18 protein-coding genes and 1 pseudogene are annotated in these 19,056 nt (G+C 37.9%); 5 read left to right on the forward strand and 14 right to left on the reverse strand.

What is annotated here, in order from left to right:
* Positions 1–17: 17 nt before the first annotated feature.
* Together uraH and uraD are read right to left on the reverse strand one after the other, a co-directional pair.
* Entirely contained in the window at positions 18–353 is a 336-nt protein-coding gene (gene uraH, locus ACSC97_RS03670) for a hydroxyisourate hydrolase (protein WP_112986130.1), read from the reverse strand.
* Entirely contained in the window at positions 353–853 is a 501-nt protein-coding gene (gene uraD, locus ACSC97_RS03675) for a 2-oxo-4-hydroxy-4-carboxy-5-ureidoimidazoline decarboxylase (RefSeq protein WP_436659373.1), read from the reverse strand. Before uraD ends, uraH begins: the two co-directional genes overlap by 1 nt.
* Before the next feature lie 263 nt (positions 854–1,116).
* Here uraD and ACSC97_RS03680 point away from each other — a divergent pair, with 263 nt between their 5' ends.
* The 4 genes from ACSC97_RS03680 to ACSC97_RS03695 are packed head-to-tail and all read left to right on the forward strand — an operon-like array spanning position 1,117 to position 3,338.
* A complete protein-coding gene (locus ACSC97_RS03680; RefSeq protein ID WP_436659375.1) occupies positions 1,117–1,683 on the forward strand; it encodes a nuclear transport factor 2 family protein in 567 nt (188 codons plus the stop codon).
* A 36-nt stretch (positions 1,684–1,719) separates the two neighbouring features.
* Positions 1,720–2,088 (forward strand): roadblock/LC7 domain-containing protein, encoded by a 369-nt coding sequence (locus tag ACSC97_RS03685; protein WP_004959297.1) that lies wholly within the window; start codon positions 1,720–1,722, stop codon positions 2,086–2,088.
* Between the two features lie 49 nt (positions 2,089–2,137).
* The gene (locus tag ACSC97_RS03690) at positions 2,138–2,635 is read left to right on the forward strand and encodes a chalcone isomerase family protein (RefSeq protein WP_004953474.1); all 498 of its coding nucleotides are present in this window, start codon (positions 2,138–2,140) and stop codon (positions 2,633–2,635) included.
* A 13-nt stretch (positions 2,636–2,648) separates the two neighbouring features.
* The gene (locus ACSC97_RS03695; RefSeq protein ID WP_004959303.1) at positions 2,649–3,338 is read left to right on the forward strand and encodes a response regulator transcription factor; all 690 of its coding nucleotides are present in this window, start codon (positions 2,649–2,651) and stop codon (positions 3,336–3,338) included.
* Positions 3,339–3,340: 2 nt separating this feature from the next.
* Here the strand turns inward: ACSC97_RS03695 and ACSC97_RS03700 are convergent, their stop codons facing one another.
* From ACSC97_RS03700 to ACSC97_RS03745, 10 genes are all read right to left on the reverse strand, one after another.
* Positions 3,341–4,669 carry a sensor histidine kinase gene (locus ACSC97_RS03700; protein ID WP_436659378.1) on the reverse strand — a complete coding sequence of 443 codons (1,329 nt, stop codon included), beginning with the start codon at positions 4,667–4,669 and terminating at the stop codon, positions 3,341–3,343.
* 28 nt (positions 4,670–4,697) lie between these two features.
* Positions 4,698–5,747 (reverse strand): SAM-dependent methyltransferase, encoded by a 1,050-nt coding sequence (locus ACSC97_RS03705; RefSeq protein WP_004953470.1) that lies wholly within the window; start codon positions 5,745–5,747, stop codon positions 4,698–4,700.
* A gap of 9 nt (positions 5,748–5,756) precedes the next feature.
* Positions 5,757–6,536 (reverse strand): DUF1295 domain-containing protein, encoded by a 780-nt coding sequence (locus ACSC97_RS03710; protein WP_039047252.1) that lies wholly within the window; start codon positions 6,534–6,536, stop codon positions 5,757–5,759.
* Positions 6,537–6,569: 33 nt separating this feature from the next.
* A complete protein-coding gene (locus ACSC97_RS03715; RefSeq protein WP_004914971.1) occupies positions 6,570–7,769 on the reverse strand; it encodes an SAM-dependent methyltransferase in 1,200 nt (399 codons plus the stop codon).
* Positions 7,744–8,559: a DUF1365 domain-containing protein gene (locus tag ACSC97_RS03720; RefSeq protein WP_436659381.1), complete on the reverse strand. Its 816-nt coding sequence runs from the start codon at positions 8,557–8,559 to the stop codon at positions 7,744–7,746. Before ACSC97_RS03720 ends, ACSC97_RS03715 begins: the two co-directional genes overlap by 26 nt.
* A gap of 15 nt (positions 8,560–8,574) precedes the next feature.
* Positions 8,575–9,849, reverse strand: coding sequence for an NAD(P)/FAD-dependent oxidoreductase (locus ACSC97_RS03725; RefSeq protein WP_436659383.1), 1,275 nt, complete (start codon positions 9,847–9,849; stop codon positions 8,575–8,577).
* Positions 9,849–10,835, reverse strand: a complete 987-nt coding sequence (locus ACSC97_RS03730; RefSeq protein ID WP_004914962.1) for an acyl-CoA desaturase — start codon at positions 10,833–10,835, stop codon at positions 9,849–9,851. The genes ACSC97_RS03725 and ACSC97_RS03730 overlap by 1 nt, the downstream gene beginning before the upstream one ends.
* A gap of 198 nt (positions 10,836–11,033) precedes the next feature.
* Entirely contained in the window at positions 11,034–11,831 is a 798-nt protein-coding gene (locus ACSC97_RS03735) for a sulfite exporter TauE/SafE family protein (RefSeq protein WP_099948459.1), read from the reverse strand.
* A 105-nt stretch (positions 11,832–11,936) separates the two neighbouring features.
* On the reverse strand, positions 11,937–13,592 hold the full coding sequence (locus ACSC97_RS03740; RefSeq protein ID WP_436659386.1) for a TIGR01244 family sulfur transferase: 1,656 nt from the start codon (positions 13,590–13,592) through the stop codon (positions 11,937–11,939).
* A 14-nt stretch (positions 13,593–13,606) separates the two neighbouring features.
* Positions 13,607–14,290 carry an MBL fold metallo-hydrolase gene (locus ACSC97_RS03745; protein WP_112986136.1) on the reverse strand — a complete coding sequence of 228 codons (684 nt, stop codon included), beginning with the start codon at positions 14,288–14,290 and terminating at the stop codon, positions 13,607–13,609.
* Between the two features lie 194 nt (positions 14,291–14,484).
* Between ACSC97_RS03745 and ACSC97_RS03750 the strand changes: the two genes are divergently transcribed.
* Entirely contained in the window at positions 14,485–15,783 is a 1,299-nt protein-coding gene (locus tag ACSC97_RS03750) for a sigma-54 interaction domain-containing protein (protein WP_436659388.1), read from the forward strand.
* Between the two features lie 56 nt (positions 15,784–15,839).
* Here ACSC97_RS03750 and ACSC97_RS03755 read toward each other — a convergent pair whose 3' ends face one another.
* Positions 15,840–18,305, reverse strand: a complete 2,466-nt coding sequence (locus tag ACSC97_RS03755; protein ID WP_436659390.1) for an acyl-CoA dehydrogenase — start codon at positions 18,303–18,305, stop codon at positions 15,840–15,842.
* Between the two features lie 335 nt (positions 18,306–18,640).
* Positions 18,641–19,056 (reverse strand): annotated as a pseudogene (locus tag ACSC97_RS03760) (IS4-like element ISAba33 family transposase); the annotation flags it as partial.

Here is a 19,056-nt window from a genome sequence, read left to right on the forward strand (position 1 = left end):
GTTAATGCATGATGTACCTAACTACCGCGATAGGTTGAATAGGAAAATGGACTAATTAATAAAGGCACGTGATAGTGCTGATGAATATCCAATACTGTAAAATCGATACAAACTTTTGGATAAAAGCTTTCAATCTCTAGAGATTGAAAGTAATCGACAGTGTGGAAAATGAGCTGATAATTGCCTGTTGTGAATGAATCAAGATTAAAAGCTTTAATACGACCATCTACATCGGTTAATTGCGTACCCATCGAAATATAGCCTTGCGACGTTTCCTTTAATAATTCAACAGAAACCCCTACAGCAGGTTTACCCAATGCAGCATTTAGAATATGTGTACTTATACCTGCCATTATTGAATCTCCTGCTTTAAGCGAATTAATGCAATTTCACTGAGTTGTTGTTTAACTTCTTGCTGCTCTTGTTCAGCTGAATTTTCTAAACGTCGATTGAGTTCTGTTAACATTTCTGTACCAGAACGCCCTGCTGCTCGAATCAAAAAAATATGACTAAATTTGTGCTCGTAAGCTAAATTGCCCTGAAAGAGTGCTTGTTGAATATCTTGATCTACACCAAGCTGAGCCTGTTCTTTTTGTGAAAACTGCTGCTCTCTTTCCGATAATGTCATGGCAGCTTTTTTTTCACCAATTCGTGGATGTTGTGCCAGTGCTTCTAATATTTCTGACCATTGCCATATTCGAGCTTGTAAAGCAGCCGCTTGATATAGTTCTTCAGCTGAACCAAAAGGTCGTTGCAGAACAATACTTTCAATCCATGATGGAATATGAACGCATGGTTTTAATGCTTCAAATGCTTGCTCATCATTTAAAAGATTAAATAGTTCTAAATTCATTGTTGCTCCAAATTATTTCATTGTCAGACTGGTCCGACCAGATAATTTGTATTTAAGCAATGAACATGCCAAGACCGAATTTTGAGGACTAATTAATTTTTGAATTAAATAAAATTAACAGTAAAAAAATCTTAAATTACTGTTCAATAATTAAAAAAAGTTTCTTTATGTTTCATCGCTATAAAAGCATGGTTTTTCAAGTTCACGTCATATTCACACCTTCACGTCTAACATCAAAATATGGATGTAATTGGATGATAAATATGACACTCTTAAAAACTCTAGCAATATCAACACTTACCTTGATTTCGCTCGTCGGATGTAAAAGCGTGCCAAGTTATACACCTGATTATCGTGAAGCAGATAAAAATATTACAGGTGTGACTCTCGATCAAGAAAAGGCACAAATGATTGGTAATCGTTTTGTGAATGCCTTTAATACTTTAGGTACACCAGATTTTGTTAAAAATGCCAGTGAATTATATGCAGATCGTCTATTTATCAATGACACACTTTCTCAATTTTCAAATAAACAAGACCTAATCAAACACTTTGAAGGCATGAATAAACGTGTGAGTAATGTCACGGTTAAACTTGTGAGCGCCACATATCAACGTGACTCTGCTTATATTCATTGGTATATGGCATATGACTTTAAAATGTTTGGTCGAACTAAATCTATGGCTTCATATGGTGTGACTCAGATGAAAATAAACGGTTCAAATCAAATCATTTTCCAACAAGACTATTGGGACCCAGCAAATGGTTTATATCGCTCATTACCATATGTCGGAAGTGGTTATTCTATGATCTTACCGTTCAAAAAATAGTTTAAAATTCAGCCCCCTTTAAGCAGAAAATAAATTATGGAAATCAATTTATTATCAAAACAATTAAAACGGATTAAGGGTTTAATTGTTCTAGCGCTGATCGATGCCTATGATGGTTCGATTCTCGAATACTTTGGTGATGAATTTTTCAATATTGATTTAGCTGCTGCTGAAGGGGCAAATTTACTCAGCTATCAACGACAACTGATGGCTGAGCTTGATTCAAATGATTACTTAGAAGGTGTCTTGGTCACGATGCGCGATCAATATCATATCGTGACGCCATTGGAAACCAATCATACGCTTTTCCTTTATGCTGTTTTAGATCGTACCGACACAAATCTTGCTTTCGCACGGTATGAGATACAGCAAGTTGAACGGAACCTTAATTTCTATACCTATTAAGCTCGGTCTATATAAGCCTAGATCTACATTTGAAAACTGAGGATTTGTTATGTTTTACCACAGAAAAATCATAGTGCTCTCAAGTGTACTATTTCTCTCTCTCGCAACAAATCTTAGTCATGCAAGCACTCAATTTTGTAAAAACGCGCCGATTATCGTGACTAAAAAGAATGTTGGTACAGTCAGTTATTATGCTAGTGACTGTGGTCAAAAATGGGATAGTCAAGATATACAGCTCGACTTCATGTACACTCGTGATATTCCAGAATGGGCTTTTAAAAGAGCAGCCACCCATTTTCTCAAGAAAAATGTCAGCAATTTTACGGATAATTCTGCGTTGAATAAAATTACATCTTTATATAAGCCTGTCCGTAAAGGCGATCTGTACTCGTTAAAATATAGTCATTCTAATCAAACACTTTCACTGTCTTTAAATCAAAAACCACTTGGGAAAATCACGGATACTGAAGCCAATCAGTACTTTAAAATTTGGTTTGGAAGCCAGCCATTTAATGCTAAATTAAAGCAACAATTACTAAATCAATAACTTGACTATTATTATGAGCAATCAATTTATTCTGATGGTTGAAGATCACTATGAACTTGCAGCAACAGTGTGTGAGTTCCTAGAAGAGCATGGCTTTGTGATCGATCATGCACGCAACCTCGATGCGGCACGAAATTTTCTAAAGAACCAACCCTACCATTTGCTACTTTTAGATATCAATCTTCCCGATGGTTCAGGCTACGACTTATGTGAATGGCTCAGAAACGATCAAGGTAAAGATATTCCTATCTTGATGTTAACAGCGAGAGATACCTTAGATGACAAATTAAAAGGTTTTACTGCTGGAACAGATGACTATTTAGTAAAACCTTTTGATTTTAATGAATTAGTGATGCGTATTCGTGCGTTGATTAAACGATCTCTTGGAGAGGTTTCTTCTAGTAAAATTCAAATCCATGATCTTATTTTAGATAGTTCTACCCAAACAGTTACCCGTGCAGGTCAACATATTGAGCTGCCAAGAATTCAGTTTAAATTACTCAAAATTTTGATGCGCAATTCACCTAAAGTAATCACTAAACAAGAAATTATCATCGAACTATGGGGAGATGAAGAACCTGAAAGTGATGCCTTACGCAGCCATATCTATAACTTACGCAAAATGGTCGACAAACCATTTGACCAAAAGTTAATTCATACCGTCTCAGGTGTTGGCTTAAAAGTCGCTTTTGAAGATTATTAAACTCAATTCATATACACCACAACGATTAAACCCGTTGTGTTTTCCAGTTTAAGATATTTGCGTGTGCTCAAATAATATTGTCGGTCAAATAGTTCAACACGCCAACCTAATTGATTACAGAGTTTTTGAACTAACTGTAACCCGATACCATGCCCTTTTGCTTTAAGTTGCAGTTGAGTCGTATTTAATTCTTGAACTTTGGAATCATTCGGCATCGTGATTCCAATCCCATTATCCGCAATCACAATACTATTTTTACGTTGAATAATATGAATGTTTGAGCCTTGGGAATAATTCAGAGCATTACGCAGGATATTGCTCAGAACCATTTTAGTCATAGATGGATAAATCATACGAGGAAATTCTTGAGGATCGTATTTAACTAGAATCTCCATTCCTTTGCTTTGACTCACAGGATCTAAATCACTTACCAAATCACGAATGATCGTTGATAGAGTCATTTGTTCAGCAGTTAGCGTGTTCGTAGTGTTTCGAGCAATAGCCAATAGCGTATCAACCAACAATTGCATATCTTCGATGGTATTCGAAATTCGATTTAGTGATTTATCTTCACCATATTTCGCCTGACAAAGTTGCACATTGCCTTTCAAAATCGTTAGCGGAGTACGCAATTCATGGCTCACATCACCCGTAAACTCTCTTTCTCGATAAATAAATTCAGTTAAAACTTGATGATATTTTTCCAGCGCTTGTTTTAGATATTCCGCTTCTAAATTGCCATTGGTACTAATGCCTTGGAACGGCGATGCTTCTTTATTTTGATGCGCCCAATCAATATGTTCTAAAGCATTGGCTAATCGAGTTATCGGTGAAAAATAGCGTTTAGCACGACGATTAGACCACCATAAAATACTGTAAAGCACAATTAGGCTAAACATTAATGGTGCAAGTCCGAACATCCATACAATTTTATTAACGTTACTTTCGCCAAAAACCAATAAAACGTGCTGACCATTTCGCTCTCCATAAACAGTCATACGTTCTTTTCCATCCACAAAAATGCGGTGTACACCTTGTTCTAAACGTTGTCCTTTAAAAGCAGCGGGTGGCATAGCTGTGTTCCAACGATAGCCGTACAAATTCTTTGTGTCTGGTAAATCTGCATTTGGATTACGATCGACTCGAAGCCAATAATGTTCCATCTCTTGCTCGAGTGCAGTTTTAAGTAAAGAACCCTTAATTACCCATGCACTACACGCAATACCAATAATGATTGAAAGTGCGATCAGCCCTATTTGCAACCAATAATGACGATTAAACATCTTGCTCAATGGATGTGTATTCACGCCATGAGTTTTCGGTTTTAACATAAGCTGATCTGCAATAAACAATAATTAATTATACGACTTTCTTATTGAACAGGAAGTGACCAATCACCCACTCTTGTCCTTGTTCAAATCCAAATAACTCTGCACAAGCCATAAAGAATATACGCCAACGTTGCCACCATGCATCTGCATCTTGTGCATAGACTTGCTCAAACAAAGGTCTTAACTCATCAGCATGGCGATCCATATTTTCTAGCCAAGCATTAGATGTTTTTTCATAATGTGTGCCTGACCACTGCCAATGCTGCGCAAGCTCTAAATGATCTTGGAAATGTAAGAATGTAGAGGTAGATGGCATCAGACCACCCGTAAAAAAGTAACGTGACATCCAGTCATATTCACTTTTGATTTCAAAAGGATAATGTAAGAAACGATGACAGAAAATATGACACCACAACTTACCGTCTTCTTTAAGCCAAGACTGAATTTTCTCAAAGAGTTTCTGATAGTTTCTAACGTGTTCAAACATTTCAACCGAAACTACACGATCGAACGTATTGGTCTTTAATTCAAGCACATTGACATCGCAAGTGATGATTTGAATATTATTCAAATTACGTTTTTCAGCTTCAGCTAAAATATGCTGACGTTGAGTTGCAGAATTTGAAACACCTGTGATCTTCGCATTTGGATAACGCTCAGCCATCCATAGGGTAAATGATCCCCAACCACAGCCCAATTCTAAAATCTCTTGACCATCCTGCAACTGTGCACGATCACTATATATTTGCAGTGCAAACTCTTCGGCTTCATCTAATGTAGTGTGGTCATGTGGAAAGAAACAGGCACTATATTTCAAACGTTTGCCTAAGACAGCCTGAAAGAAAGCAGTTGGCAACTCATAATGTTGCTCATTGGCTTTGTCTGTTTCAATCGCAATCTCACTGTGCTTCAACATATTGAGCACGTCCATATAACGCTGTGCACCTTGCTCAGGATCATAGCGCCCTTCTTGAATCAAACGCTTTTTACTCAATGCACGGATTGCTGCACGAATTGCCTGATCTGGAACTAAACCGCTTTCAACGAGTTTTAAAGATTTTTGAATAATAAAGTCCATGTGCAGTACCTACTGTTTGGGTTTCCACGGAATAAACATTGAAGTTCGTTTTTGATAATCGAGATAATTTTGACCTCGATTTTTTAATGCTTGTTGCTCACTGAATGGAATACCCGTGATGTAGTACAAGAATAACCACATCAAAATTGGATAAATCCACAAGCTTAATAATCCTGCTGCTAATCCTATGATAGGATAAGCAAACCAATGCAGCCATTCAAAGAAGTAGTTTGGATGCCTTGAATACTTCCACAGACCTTGATCCATTGTTTTGCCATGATTTTTAGGATTTTGCTTGAAACGATATAATTGTTGATCTGCAACCGTCTCACCGACGAATGCAACAAACATAATTAGACCTGCAATAATCAGATAATCATTGGTATCCATGCTCCAAGACATGCTTGGCACATTGAGCAAGCTCCACATCGGAATGCTAAATAAAATGGCTAATCCAGCCTGAAACATGAAAAATAGAAAGAAACCAAAATGTTGATATTTGCCCATTGCTCTACGCATGTTGGCATATCGACGATCTTCTTCATGCTCAGCTAAATAACGACGGAATAGATGCAAAGTTAGACGCAAGAACCATATTGAACTGAATACGCCGAGAAACAATCTGACATTTAACGGAGCGATCTCAACAAACAATGCTGTAATGGCAATATTGAGAACAATACAGAAACTCCATGCGACATCTACGATACCAGCACGATGGTTAACTGTTGCCCACAACCAACAAAGCGTCATCACAACAGCATCAAGTAAAAACAATTGCCATATCATAACTGCCTCCTTGATGCTTAAAATAATGAGAAATTAATAAGGACTTGCTTCAAATAACAGGTGTACATCGCTGATCACCCCTTCTTTAAAGCCACCTTCGCAATAGCAAAGATAGAAATCCCACATCCGAATAAAGTTTTCATCAAATCCCAAAGCCAAAACTTGTTCTTTGGCATTTAAGAAACGCTCACGCCATTGATGAATCGTCTCAGCATAGCTCAAACCAATATCTTCAAGATGCTTTAAGCGTAACTGTTGTTCAGATGCCGCTTGAGTTAAAACGCTGATACAAGGGATAAAGCTCCCTGGGAAAATATACCGTTTAATGTAATCCACGGTATTCAAGGCTTTTTTATAGCGCGCATCTTCAATCGTAATAGCTTGAATCAATCCCAACCCGTTCGGTTTTAATAAGGATCGGCATTTATTAAAGTAAGTCGATAAATATTGCTCACCCACCGCTTCAATCATTTCGATCGAAACTAACTTGTCGAATTTGCCTTCTAACAATCGGTAATCTTTGAGCTGAACATTGACACGATGACTGAGACCCGCATCGGCAATACGTTTGGTTGCTTCATCGTATTGTGCTTGAGAAATGGTGATCGTAGTCACTTTACAGCCATAATGCTGAGCAGCGTAGATCGCAAATCCGCCCCAACCACTACCGATCTCAACCAAGTGATCCATCGGTTTGAGTTGTAATTTCTGACAAATCAGCTCTTTTTTATAATCAGAAGCTTCTTCTAGAGTCATATCTTTGTGCTTATATACAGCACTGGAATACATCATTGAAGAATCAAGAAAGAGTTTGAAAAAGTCATTGCTCAGGTCGTAATGCTCTGCAATATTTTTTCGACTTCCTGACAATGAATTTTTACGTGTTTTGTACCAAGCTTTTAATACAAGTTGGCTGGCTTGAGAAATCACATTCTGATTAATCTTATCAAGCACATGACGGTTTCTCGCCAAAATTTGAATGACTTCAACGAGGTGTTCACTGCTCCAATAGCCGCGAATATAACCTTCAGCCGCACCAAGTACACCGTTTTTAAAAATGAGATCGATCAATTCTTTATTATGAATATCTATCGTAGCTTCTAAATCTGAAAGCTCTCCCACGGTACCATTCCATTCTCCACGAAAATGAATTTGACCATGACGAAGTTTGAGCAAGCTCCGAAGAACCAAAGGCAGTGAATCGTGTTCACCGAAAATAAGCGTTTTCATCATGTTGTTTTAAATCCTTATCTTTTTTAGGGTGCCGATAAAATGGAACTTTCTTTCGCCATAGATGAAAAGCTTGAACATAGATCGAAGCTAACATCTTGAAAGGTTCAAAGATATGATAAATAGCATAACGATTCAGTTGTGAAGGAACTGTGATGCTGGTTAAAGTGAAACGCATCGTTGCATCAAAGATAAATTTATCTGATTGATAAAGCTGCATATGAATCACATTTTGTTCATCTGAAAAGTTAAAGCACCATTTATAGTGAATATCCATCGGCATAAATGGAGACACATGAAAACTCTTTTCAAATTCGAACTCATAACTTTTGAAATGACTGTGCTCTTTTAATTTTTGACGGCAGTCATGCACATAAACTTTACGTTCATTCCAAGGGGTATTGGTGATTTCACTCAATATGAAAACAGGTTGTTTTTGAGGATTAAGTACAAAATAAAAGATGACTGAATTAAAACTAAATCCTAAAGTTCTTGGCAATGCGAGCACACGAATTTCTGATTGAGTCGATAAAATCGTGTCCACTTGCTGCAAAAGGATTTTCTTAATTCGTTCTCTGATCGAACCTGTATAGCCTTTTAGAAAATCATTTTCATAAAGATTTAAGATATTCCAACGCGAAGTTGAACAAAACCATGAACGATCTAGGTTTTGATCGATACGATCTGGATCAAAGCATAAATAGCTCAAACTAGACTGAAAATCGTGTGCTTTGGGATGAAAGCGCCGATGTCTAATCTGAGCTTTGGCTATGGAAAGTGAATCTTCAAACATGTGATCACCTCCAAATTAGTCTTTAAGTTCTAATAGCTTATCTACTACACGCTGAGCACTTCTCGCCCCATCTTCATGAAAGCCCCACCCCCAATATGCTCCACAAAATGAACTGCGGTTTTGACCATTAATCAGTTCCCAACGCGCTTGTGACTCAATTGCTTTTTTATCAAAAACAGGATGTCGATAATGACGTTCGACATAAATCTTATCATTCGCGATCGGCATATTCGGATTCAATGTAGAAAATACCTGCGTTTTACAAGGTAGATTCTGCAAGCTGTTCATCCAATAGGTAAATCCATAGTGTACTTGATGAACTTTACCATTTTTTTCAGGTTTTTCTTGAGCAGTGACATGCACATGCCAACTCGCCCATTGAGATTGACGCTTCGGCATAATCGAAGTATCGCGATGTACCACCATAAAGTTATCTTGATAATCAAAACAACCTAATACATCTCGCTCATCTGCCGAAGGATTTTGAATAAGCTGTAACGTATCATCAGCATGACTCGCAAACACAACCCAATCAAAAGTTTCTTGTTCTTGATTCGTGACAATATGAACTAAATCATTTCCACGAATCACTTGTTGAACTTGCGCTTTCTTCCAAATAATCGATGGGCAAGTTTTTTGAATCGCTCGTATATAAGAAGCTGAACCACCTTTTACTGTCTGCCATTGTGGTCGATCAGCCAACTGCAACATACGATGATGTTGAAAGAAACTGACCACAAATTTGTAGGGTATCTTCCCAACTTGATCAACTGGACTTGACCATAGTGCGCCACACATTGGATAGAGATGTTCTTCTCTAAAGACCTGAGAGTAGTCATTTCGATTTAAATAATCTTCAATACTTAACTCAGCATCACATTGATCCACGACGACATCTTTATTCTCCTGATAAAACCTGATCAAATCAGACAACATCAATCGAAAGTTCTTATTTAAAAAATTTTGCGGGCGAGTCAATAATGACCATTTTTTAGATGGATTGTACTGTAGTCCAGTGACCTGATTATTCACAGAAAAACTCATATCACTATTCTGTGCTTGGACACCAAGTTCAGCAATCATTGCACTAAATAAAGGATAGTTATAGTCATTAAATACAATAAACCCACTATCTACTGCAACATTCTGTTCATCAATCCAAAGATCGTGGGTGTCAGTATGCCCTCCGAAATAATTCTCTTTTTCAAAGATCGTGACTTGATGCTGCTGTGATAATTTCCATGCGGCATACATGCCTGAAATACCTGAACCTACAATTGCAATCTTCATCAAGACTTCTCACTTTGAATTTTATTCGCGTTCATTTTTAAATTTTGTATTTGAGTTTTGTGCGCATCATAAACGCGCTCAGGTACTGGTTTGATCGCCCAAATGAGACCTAAAAAAGACATCATTTTTAAAATGTAATAAGTAATATCGATTTGCCACCAGAAAAAACCTTGTCGCGTGCTACCTGCATAATAGTGATGATTATTATGCCAACCCTCGCCCAATGTAATAATCGAAAGGAATAAGTTATTTCGACTATTGTCATTAGTCTCAAAATCTCGGCTTCCATACAAGTGAGCAAGCGAGTTAATACATAAAGTTGCGTGAATCAACAAAACTGTTGAAACCACAAAACCCCAAACTAGCAATTGCAAACCTGATGTACCTAGACTTGGATAAGCAACCGCTAACCACTCACCCAAACCATAGATTGATAAAGCAGTCAGTAACACAACGGGTAAACTAAATCGGTCTAACCAAACTAATTCTGGAAATTTGATCCAATCTTTGATGACTTCCTTTCGCGTTGTGAAATTCTGTTCATTTAGGAACCAGCCGATATGGCTATACCAAAAACCATGCTCTGATGAGTGTGGATCATGCTCTGTATCGGTAAAACGATGATGATAGCGATGATGAGCAGCCCACCATAAAGGACCACGTTGCGCACTCATCGTTCCAATCAAGACAAATATAAATTGCACAGGACGAGAAGTCTGAAATGTTTTATGTGACAAATAACGATGAAAGAATGCTGTGATCGCAAACATACGAATAAAATAAAAAAACAGCATAAACGCGACTGCAAACCAAGATACACCGACCCAGAAAACGGCTAAACATGCGATATGCAAAAAAATAAATGGAAGGATTCGCAACCATTGAATTTTAGTATCTTTATATGTTTTAAACGTATCAGACTCATTTGTCTCAGAAGTTTGTGTAGTTGACCAACTGTCTATCCATCGCAGAAAAAATTTAAACATTGATTCTTCCTGACCCATTTCTCTTGTAATTTTGATTTTATAAAATTTGGTATGAAATTTATGTGAAGATCAATTATATAAAAAATATTAGCAAAATGATCGTGTAAAATCATTTAAAACAAAAATTTATTTATACTCATTAGCCTATTCCTAAAAATAGGCTAATCATAGAATTTCATTTTTTAAATATGACACTTTCTATAAAAATAGTACAGAAAGACTTGTCCAAATTAGGTAAACAGCGACACCAATTACCACAGTTGCAAATATCTTCTGCACTGTTTTTAGATCAATCAAATTAATGAGTCGTCGTCCGACCAACATCCCTAAAATGCAAGCAACCACAAAACTGATCGTTACTGAAGCTGGATATTGGAAGCCATCGAGTACGTGGATAGAAATGCTCACACCGCCAATCAGAAAAATGATCATTAACGACGTTGCAACTATACTACGCATATCGAGATCCGTTGCTTTGCGCAGCGCTGGAACTATGACAAATCCACCACCGACACCAAGCAATCCAGTCAACAAACCTGCAACCACACCAATAAGACCCAATACACTGGCTGTTTTCACATTCCAAATAAGTTTTCCAGTAGACTGATTGACCTTACATGGTGGATCTTCAAAATCATGAACTTTATTGAAGAAAATTCGATAGGCAACAACCATCATCACTAAACTAAAAGCTAGGCTTAACCATGTGGGAGAGATGATGTTAGATAAATGCACGCCATATCTAGCCGATGGAATACTAATCAAAGCAATCCATATTGCAGCTTTATAGCGTACGATTTTTTTCAATAAGCCTTGTACACTCCCCACAAATGCAGAAAGTGTAATTGCAAGCAGTCCGACAGGTGCAGCTTGTGAGACGGTCCATCCTTGACTTGCCATCAGTGCTGGAACAGCTAAAATTCCTCCTCCCGCACCTGTTAATCCTAGCAAGCATCCAATTGCTAGACCTTCCAATACTAATAACCACATATCCATAAAGGACCTCATGAAAAATGAGATACACTTTTTCAAGTGTGAAAAAACCTAACCCAGCTCTAAAATTAGAGCTAAGCTAATGATTTATTGGATCTAATGAATAAATTACAGTTTAGGTTTTACCAGCCACTCATGCCCTTTTAACATGCCATCCCAATACATCGGGGGTAGGATTTGTTCTTTTAATAGCCATGCCATACGTGAAGGTTTTTGACCATCCAAGAACCACTTTGGAAAACTCGGTAGCAGTTTCCCACCATAGCCAAATTCTGCAAGAACGATCTTGCCTCGCTCAACAGTCAAAGGACATGAACCATAACCATCGTACTGAGCAAATTGATCACTACCTTTTAAGTACTGCAAAACATTCACTGCAACAATTGGCGCTTGTTTACGTGCTGCAGCAGCAGTTTTCGCATTCGGAGCATTCATGACATCTCCAAGTGCAAAAATGTAAGGATATTTACTGTGCTGCAAAGTATTTTGATCAACGCTCACCCAACCTGCTGCATCAACTAAATTACTTGCACGAATAAAATCAGGTGCTTGTTGCGGTGGAACGACATGAATCATGTCAAAATCAGTTTCTAACAGTGATGTACTTTCACCTCGATTGACCTTGAACCATGCACGTTTGTTTGCACCATCAACTTTTACCAGCTGATGGTTGAAGTGCAGATTGGCGTTATAGCGTTTCACATATTCCATCAATGCTGGCACATAAGCTTCAACACCAAATAACACCGCACCCGTATTGAAGAAATCAACTTGAATATCTTTCAATACGCCTTGTTTTTGCCAATAATCGGCAGATAGATACATCGCTTTTTGTGGCGCACCAGCACATTTGATCGGCATAGGTGGTTGAGTGAAAATCGCCTTACCACGTTTCATTTGACTGACTAACTGCCATGTATACGGCGCTAGATCATAACGATAATTCGAGGTCACACCATTTTTGCCCAATGTTTCAACTAAACCGTCAATTCCGTGCCAGTTGAGCTTCAAACCTGGGCAAACCACCAATACTTCATAGTTGATCGGCTTACAGCCCTCTAACAACACCTGTTTATTGTCTGGATCAAAGGCCGCCACAGCAGCTTTTATCCACTGTACTTGCTTGGGTATCAAACTCGCCATGGTTCGAACTGTTTTTTCTGGTGCAAAAATTCCACCACCGACCATCGTCCAACCGGGTTGATAGTAATGAATTTCTGCTGGATCAATCACAGCAATATCTAGATTTGGCTCTCGTGAAAGTAAGCTTGAAGCAACTGAAATCCCAGCAGCTCCACCACCTACGATCACCACCGAAAATTTAGGCACGTTATTTAATTGTGTCGGGTGTTGATTGAGGATTCTTGGAACTAAACCTTGTAAGTCATAACCCAGAGTTTTAGACACCAATAGCATTTGATCCAGACTTAATCCAGAAACCTGAGATAATCCCCAAAGCGTGATTGAACGTGTACCTGTTCGGCAAAACGCCAAGATTGGCTTTTGAGCTGCTTGATAAACTGATTTAAACTCTTCAGCCTGCTCATCAGTTACACGGCCACTCACCACAGGTAAATACTCAACTTGAATCCCGTGAGTAGATGCTACTTCTTGTATTTCAATGATATTAGGTTGATCAGCCCCCTCACCATCAGGACGATTACAAATAATTGTTTTGATACCTTTATTTCCAAGTTCAGCCACATCTAGTTGAGAAATTTGATCTGCAACATAAAATTCTTGATTCACTTGTTTTAATTGCATGCCACTCTCTCCTATTATTGACCGCAGGCTTTATTCGCAGGTAAAGCAATATCAATTTTCTTTGGATAAGGAAGATTGAGGTTTTCCATCAAAATAATGAAGTCTTGCTTACTTTTGCCTTCTCCCAATCGAGAGTTATGTAGTCGCTCTTGTCCAACCGTAGATGACAAACGCCCCTTGTAGTCATGACCTGGATAAACAATAGTTTCATCAGCTAAAGTGAATATCTGTTGATGAATACTGTCATACAAAGTTGCCGCATCACCTTCTTGGAAATCAGTACGCCCGCACCCATCTATAAGCAATGCGTCACCCGTAAATACCATGCCGTCCACTACATAACTGGTACATGCGTTTGTATGTCCAGGCGTATAGCGAGCTTCAATTAAAATCTCCCCTACGCGAATTGCACTGCGGTCAGATATAAAAATGTCACCACATGCAACTTCAGAGTTGCGATGTAACACTGTTTTACATCCAAAGCGTTCACGTAACAGATTTGCTGCCGTTACATGATCTGCATGCACATGCGTATCAAGGCTATAAACCAGCTTCAAATTATTTTGTTCAAGCATGTCCGCATAACGCTCAATTTCCGATGCAACAGGATCAATCAGTACCGCTTCACGTGTCTGTTCAGATGCGATGAGATAGGTATATGTTGAACTTTCATTTTCAAAAAACTGATGAAATATCATGTGGATCAATCTCGATGTAATTATTTATATATTCTTAAATTGCAAACAAGATGCCAATTCTATGCACAAATTATTATATTCAAATAAAACAATATATTATTACATATTATTTAATAGTTTCTTAATTTTATGTTTCACCATCAGTTCATTTTATGTTTCAATGAAACATTCAAAAAAACAACACCTGAAACAATATGAATCAATCCATTGATTTTATAAAACAAGTAGATTTGGAAAACTTCTTAGGGTATTTACAACAACTCATTACAGACTGCGCCCTGTTTATTGTTGATCAATCAAACTCAGCTATAGTTTATGAGTTCAAATCAACACGTTTTAATCCCTCTATTGCTCAACTGACTAAACAAAAAATACTAAACAACCTATTAGAAACTGGGAAAATTCATCTGCAATCTGCCACAGCTTCAATTGAGCTTTTATGTCACCAACACAATATCCAAGTTTCAGATCAGGATTTCTCTGGAAAGTTGTACTTAGTTCAACCATTGCAACAGGCTGAAACATCAAAAAAAGAAAATAGTGGTCAGAGTTTGTCTGAAACATTTCATAGCCAATCTCCTGAAATGCAACGTATGTTTTCAATTATTGAACGTGTGGCAATTACAGAATTTCCAGTCTTAGTTCGTGGAGAGTCTGGAAGTGGCAAAGAACTGGTTGCACAAGCCATCCATGACCATAGTCAGCGAAAAAGCAAAGTTTTTATCGCAATCAACTGCGCTGCTTTAAATGCAAACATCTTAGAAAGTGAATTGTTTGGGCATGTCAAAGGTGCTTTCACAGGTGCTATTCGTGAACATAAAGGAGTTTTCGAGCGAGCTGCTGGCGGTACACTATTTTTAGATGAAATTGCTGAAATCCCACTAGAGTTACAAGCCAAACTTTTGCGTGTACTCGAGACAGGTGAATTTACACCTTTGGGTGGTGAAAAATCTATTAAAGCCAATGTACGAATCATCACCGCGACCCACCGAGCTTTACGCGAAGAAGCGAAACAAGGACGTTTCCGTCAGGATTTATTATATCGCCTAAGAGTTATCCCTATTTTTATTCCGCCTTTACGTGATCGTAAAGAGGATATTCCTTTGATTGCTGAATTTATTTTGAGTCAACAGCAATTTGTATTTCACACACAACCGCATCTATCCGACGAAGCATTAAAAACCTTGATTGCTTATGATTGGCCAGGAAATGTCCGTGAGCTAAAAAACACCCTTTTATATGCATTGACCATGGCAAATGAAAAATCAGAAATTGAAGTTGCTGATCTACCAGATGAAATCATAGATACTCATTTGCATTCATCACAATTACATAATCAGGTATCAGAGAAGCCTGTTTATCCAGAAAAAATCAATAAAAATAAAATTAGAGATGTTTTGATTAAGCATCAAAATGACCTGAATCTTGCTGCAAAAGAACTCAATATGAGTCGAACAACTTTATGGCGATATAGAAAAAAATTTAATCTCTAATAAAAAAGCGAGCTATTTAAAATAACTCGCTTTTACTTATGATGGATGACAAATTCTTAACTTGGCAGATGCGGATTTGCTAAAGGTCGTTCTTGTTTCAGCTCACGATCAAATACATCCGTTAACATGCTGTCATAACGCTTAGCATTATATTTCAGTAGTTTATCTGCCTCTGCGGGAGTAATAAAATCAATCGCCACAGCATCATGGATTCTTTCTTCAAAGCTGAGTCCTTTGAACTTATCTTTTGATTCTGCGCGTTTGAACTTATCCCACAACGGTTGCATAGTGAGCAACATCTGGAATGTAGATTCCATACGCCCCATCACATCTGTTACTTCAGTGGTGTAATACACATGCTTCTTCAATTCTTCACGGAAAGCATTTTCCTGTAAGAGCAATTGAGCTACTTCTTGTTTCAAATGATCTGTTGGTTTTGCGACTGGACGTCCAAATGGGAAACAGATCAATTTCACTAATTTAGCTGCAACTTTTACTGGGAAGTTTTCATAGAATCCAAAGAAAGCCTCTTGTGCATTAAATAAAGCTTTGTTTAATGCCAATTCAGCATGTTTTTGCTCAGCTTCCGTCCGTTTACCACTTTCATAATATTTAAGAATCGAAGTTGCGATAAATAAGTATGAATGGATATCAGCCAAGCGTCCTGAAAGCATTTCTTTACGTTTTAAATCTCCAGCTAAAAGACCTAAAGCCATATCAGCCGTTAGAGCAAAATCAGTGCTCATGCGATTGATAATCACATAATACGGTTTGGTGAAAGTATCAGACTGCTTGGATGCATGACTCGGTCCACCCGTAATACCATAAGCTAAAGCTCTCGCACCACGGTTAAAGGTATAAGCCAAATGCTTAAACAACAGCGTGTTGAATTGTCTCAAAGCAGCTGATTTATCTTCTGCTTGCAGAAGTTGTAATTCTTCAAACAAATACGGATGGCAACGCATAGAACCTTGACCAAAAATCATCAATGATCGAGTTAAAATGTTCGCACCTTCAACGGTAATCGCTACTGGGATAGATTGATAAGTCAATGCCAAGAAGTTACGAGGACCAAGCTGAATCGCACGTCCACCGACTACATCCATCCCGTGATTGATCACAGTTCTCATCGTTTCTGTTGCATAATACTTCGCCATAGCGGTCATAACTGATGGTGTACCACCTTGATTCAAACCACAAGTGACCATGTATCTAAATGCCTCTAACATATAAGCATCACTGGCAATATCACTGGTCGCTTCTTGTACACCTTCAAAGTTACCGACAGAAACTTTGAACTGTTGTCGTACACTCGCAAACGCCCCAACCAATAAGTAACTCATCTCACCAGCGGCTGTAGCTAATGCTGGTAATGAAATACCACGTCCGACACCGAGACACTCCATCAACATACGCCAGCCTTTACCAGCATTTTTTTGTCCACCGATGATCCAGTCAATTGGAATAAATACATCTGTTCCTTCGACTGTACCATTCATAAACGGCGCACCTGGATTATGACGTGCACCAATTTTAATTCCTTCATGATTTGCAGGAATTAATGCACAGGTGATGCCATATTCGGTTTTGGATTTATCACCCAGTAAACCATCAGGATCATACAGTTTAAAAGCCAATCCAATCACAGTCGCAATTGGTGCTAATGTGATCCAGCGCTTAGAAAAATTCATTTTTAATCCAAGCACATCCTGACCTTGATACTGGCCATAACAAACCACACCTGTATCTGGAATTGCACCAGCATCTGACCCTGCTTCAGGACTTGTTAAGCCAAAACATGGAATTTCTGTACCATCCGCAAGACCTGGTAAGTAACGTTGTTTCTGTTCAGTCGTTCCATAATGCAATAAAAGCTCTCCTGGTCCTAAAGAGTTAGGAACCATACAACTCACAGCTGCAGTTAAAGAGCGTGATGCAATCTTGCTCATAATACGACTTTGCGCAAATGGGCTAAATTCTTTGCCACCAAAAGATTTTGGAATAATAAGACCTAAGAAACCTTTATCCTTGATGAATTGCCATACTTCAGGAGGTAAATCTTTATCTTGATGATGAATTTTCCATTCATCGAGCATGGCGCATAGCTGCTGAACTTCGTTGTCTAAAAAGGACTGTTCTTCAGCTGACAATGTCGGATAAGGATAATCATCAAATTTATTCCAATCAGGAGAACCCATAAACAGTTCTTTTTCCCACCAACTGGTTCCTGCTTCTAGGGCTTCTCTTTCTGTCGTACTCATCGACGGCATTGCTTTTGACAAGGCTTTATATGCAGGACGACTGATGAATGCTTCACGTAATGGAGGGAGGAGAAGAATCACACTCGCGAGAATTATTGGTAAGCCAATCAATAAACTCCAAGGTGTGATAAATACACTAGATAAAATAGCGATAGTAATTGATAAAAAACTACCAATCGTGCGATTTAGTTCGAAATAAAATACAGCCCACAACAAAACAAACTGAATCAACAAGCTAAGCAATATCAATAATAGAGTCATGGTTACTCCTTTGCCTGCAACTTGAACTGAGAAAATTGATTTATTTGAATTACTTCATGTTTGAACTTAGATGGCGATAAGTGAAAAAAGAGTGAATTTTGATTGTACTGATTAAAGACTGATTTGCTTAAATAACTACCATTCATTACACAAGCACATCACAAAAAAACTTTTTAAAATAAGAAAAAAAATAATTTACAGATACTTAAAATTACCAAAAGATAAATTAAAAGCCAAATAGCTATATGATGATTTATTCAAATGATTGCAAACGGTTTAAATTATATTGAACGCTACAGTCAACTTATAATATTTTGCTCTGTACACGACAAATTTCATAGGGTCCTTGTCCTATCAGGCTTTTTCTTTCTTAAAATTGCGAGCACTTTCTTAAATTCTTCTTTTTTTCCAAAACCAATCAAACGTAGAATAACCATTTGAACATAGTCCAAACCGTAGCTAAATAAACTTATTGAAAGTCGTCCATGCTTCTTTATTTTTATCGCTTTTTTTCGATCATGTTGCCATTCACCTGTTAAATAGCACCAACAGAAACCGATAGCTAGCACTGCTATCAATTTCTTAACTCGTCTAGGGTCTGTTAAACGAGTATTTTCAAGATTGAATCCACGTCCTTAGAGACAACTAAATAAGGTTTCGATTTCCCAGCGTAATGCATAATCACGAATAGCAGAAGCATTAAACATAGGAGAAACAACAAGTAAAAGTTCTCCATCTTCTAATCGTAGCG

This window comes from Acinetobacter sp. P1(2025) (assembly GCF_051390655.1).
Lineage (GTDB): Bacteria > Pseudomonadota > Gammaproteobacteria > Pseudomonadales > Moraxellaceae > Acinetobacter > Acinetobacter junii.